Origin of the sequence: Legionella tunisiensis, from assembly GCF_000308315.1 — a bacterium.
In the GTDB taxonomy this organism is placed as follows: domain Bacteria; phylum Pseudomonadota; class Gammaproteobacteria; order Legionellales; family Legionellaceae; genus Tatlockia; species Tatlockia tunisiensis.
In genome coordinates this window covers 1-2,606 of sequence record NZ_CALJ01000109.1, presented here as the reverse complement: position 1 = coordinate 2,606, position 2,606 = coordinate 1, and the positions used below count along the sequence as shown (strand labels likewise).

The following is a 2,606-nucleotide window of genomic DNA, read 5'->3' as shown; positions in this document are numbered from 1 at the left end:
ACCAACGAATAAAACCTTTCGTGATGAAAAAATTTTAACGTCCTGGAATAGTTTAATGATTAAAGGAATGTTACTCGCCGGATATTATTTGGCAGATCCTCGCTACCTTCACTCCGCTGAACGCGCAATTAGCTTCATTAAGAAAAACTTTATTCTAACCAACAATTACTAGCCAGTTATAAAGATGGGGACGCTTATCTTCAAGCCTATTTGGATGATTATGCTTTTTAATTGATGCGTTACTTATTTCGTTAACCATTTCTTGGAATACCGACCATTTATTATTTGCTATCGAACTGGCTGATAGCGTATTAAAACATTTTTCTGATCAAGCGGCAGGAGGATTCTTTTCACTGCTGATAATCATGAAAAGTTGTTATATCGCCCAAAACAGTGATGGATGAAGCCATACCTGCTGGGAGTGGTATCCTCGTTAGAACTTTGCTAACTCTTGGTCATTTGTTAGGTGAACCACGCTATTTAACTGCTGCTGAAAAACGCTGCAGGCTGCTTGGGCGGCTTTAATGCAATTTCCAGCGGAACATTGCAGTTTACTTCAAGGATTAAGCGATTATTTAACACCCCCGCAAACGGTGATCATTCGTGGCAAGCAAGATGAAATCAAACCTTGGCAGGCTTATGCACGAGCGCGCAATCCTTATACGTTTGCCATACCCCATGGCACACTAAATCTTCCTCAGGCCCTTTCCGCAAAAAAGCCACAAGAAAAAATTTGTGCCTATATTTGTCAGGGATTCCAGTGTAATGAAGTGATAACTGAGCTAGAAAAATTTAAAACTCTTCTGCAATAAGATAATCCTTTTTAAAATCGACTAATTAATTTTAATGACGAGATCGGAGTTCTGCGTAAGCTCTGCTTAAAAAATGGCACAGCATTGCACACACTAATCCAATTGCACCACCAATAATCACATGAGAAAGACGCTCAAAAGCAATTGTTTGTGAGTGCGTAATCAACATCACGGCTGTTGCAACAAAGACACAACGTAATGTGTATGCAATGATATAGCGCCGAAAGGCCACCAGCGTTAAAAAAGAGCAATTGTAGTCAACGTTAAATTAAACGGTGTTGAAGGAATAACAAATCGGCCGAGTAAAATACCCATTGGAACGCCAATCGAAACACCGATAAGACGTTGGTGAAATTTACCAGGTGTTGTTTCGATGTCTCCTGTAATAACACTGGCTACTCCCCAAATCATCCATTGACCATTCTGCATCGGTAGGTATTGAACTAAAATGCTGAAACACTGACGCCCAATGCCATTGCGACCATGCTGTCTACATTCTTCTTTTTGCACCAAAGTCGGATAAATAAGCGAATTGTAAAAATTGATAACCCCTCCCTTTTCTATAGAATTTGATTTGATTAAACAAGGCAATGACGAAGGTAGGAACCAGGGACATTAGTAAATAGGGAATTAAACTAGTGATACTGTGTAAGGAAAAAATTGGTTTCATTTCAGAAGCGAGTTCTATAGAGAGGATAATCGCCGGAATAAAGGTCCAATTGCCCAGTGTCCGTAATTTATCACCTTTGCACGCTATCCAGATAATGGCGGTAGCGGATAGTGTACTGGTTAAAATAAAAATATCGGAAGCTCCTGTGTGAAAAATAATAGATAAAATAAGACAATTATTGCAAAGCCATGCAGTAATACACCCAAGATAGTGAGCTGCAATTTTTCTTCAACGATTAATGTTGACATGGTTAAAACAGATACTTCTAACCAATAGGAATTATTGGTCAGCAAGAAGAGAACAGCAAAAGGTATTAATACGATAATGCCAAGCAAGAGGGACCATCCTCTAATTTCATTTTTTATCCATTGCATGCTCTTTGCTAAAATTTTCATTTTAAATGTTGCTCGCATTCGCAATAGACCTCTTGCATAACGTGCACTATTCGACGTCGAATCCATATTCCGCAGTATAATTTATTTCTAGTTTAGACGAGGAAAAAGAGATTCGAACAGCGCAGTTTATATACGAATAAATAAATGGCGGAGAAGCACCTTTAACGACCTGTAAACTAAAGTAAAACTACTGCAGTATGTGAGGCTAAGGTTTACAAACTTATCATAACCTTTTACTGTTGTCTTGGTAGTCATGTGTTCTCGCATAGAGATTTATTTATAAGTAATAGGCTTTTAAAGGATTACTGTGATACGGAATATTCAGAACCGACAGTCTTATTATCTGTTGGGTATTATTATATGCCTTTTTTATTTCTTCTCTTAACCTCGATTGTTGTGTGGCATGGTCCATATCTCTCTCTTAATATGTATGTACAAGGCTCAATCGAGAAGATACAAACATCTGACCTTACAGTAGTTGCTACTTTGCTTTCTCTGTTAGGAAACAAGTATATAGTTGTCCCAGCACTGATATTAACTAGTCTACTTTTATTTTTTCAAGGTCAAAGAAGACTTGCCGTACATTTTTTATTGTCATTGTTTTAGCAGCGACCACAGCCTTCCTCTTAAAAAAATTTATTCCCATTCCCCGGCCTGAAGAGCATGGCGGTATAGATAGCTTTGCTTTTCCAAGTCGACATGTCGCCTTATGCTCGGCCTATTTAATTT

At 38.3% G+C, this 2,606-nt stretch carries 4 protein-coding genes; 2 read left to right on the top strand and 2 right to left on the bottom strand.

What is annotated here, in order from left to right; all coding sequences use genetic code 11:
- Positions 1–396: 396 nt before the first annotated feature.
- Together BN58_RS35935 and BN58_RS28280 are read left to right on the top strand one after the other, a co-directional pair.
- On the top strand, positions 397–525 hold the full coding sequence (locus BN58_RS35935; protein WP_019216376.1) for a hypothetical protein: 129 nt from the start codon (positions 397–399) through the stop codon (positions 523–525).
- The gene (locus BN58_RS28280) at positions 525–812 is read left to right on the top strand and encodes a hypothetical protein (protein WP_019216375.1); all 288 of its coding nucleotides are present in this window, start codon (positions 525–527) and stop codon (positions 810–812) included. Before BN58_RS35935 ends, BN58_RS28280 begins: the two co-directional genes overlap by 1 nt.
- Positions 813–1,049: 237 nt before the next feature.
- Here the strand turns inward: BN58_RS28280 and BN58_RS33385 are convergent, their stop codons facing one another.
- Both BN58_RS33385 and BN58_RS33380 read right to left on the bottom strand, forming a co-directional pair.
- Positions 1,050–1,322: an FUSC family protein gene (locus BN58_RS33385; RefSeq protein WP_332247942.1), complete on the bottom strand. Its 273-nt coding sequence runs from the start codon at positions 1,320–1,322 to the stop codon at positions 1,050–1,052.
- 279 nt (positions 1,323–1,601) lie between these two features.
- Entirely contained in the window at positions 1,602–1,877 is a 276-nt protein-coding gene (locus BN58_RS33380) for a hypothetical protein (RefSeq protein ID WP_019216373.1), read from the bottom strand.
- Positions 1,878–2,606 lie beyond the last annotated feature (729 nt).

What these genes read in the sequence shown, in the direction of transcription:
- BN58_RS35935 (WP_019216376.1), top strand. Translation starts at nt 397, where the DNA reads ATGGATGAAGCCATACCTGCTGGGAGTGGTATCCTCGTTAGAACTTTG.
- BN58_RS28280 (WP_019216375.1), top strand. Translation starts at nt 525, where the DNA reads ATGCAATTTCCAGCGGAACATTGCAGTTTACTTCAAGGATTAAGCGAT.
- BN58_RS33380 (WP_019216373.1), bottom strand. Translation starts at nt 1,877, where the DNA reads ATGAAAATTTTAGCAAAGAGCATGCAATGGATAAAAAATGAAATTAGA.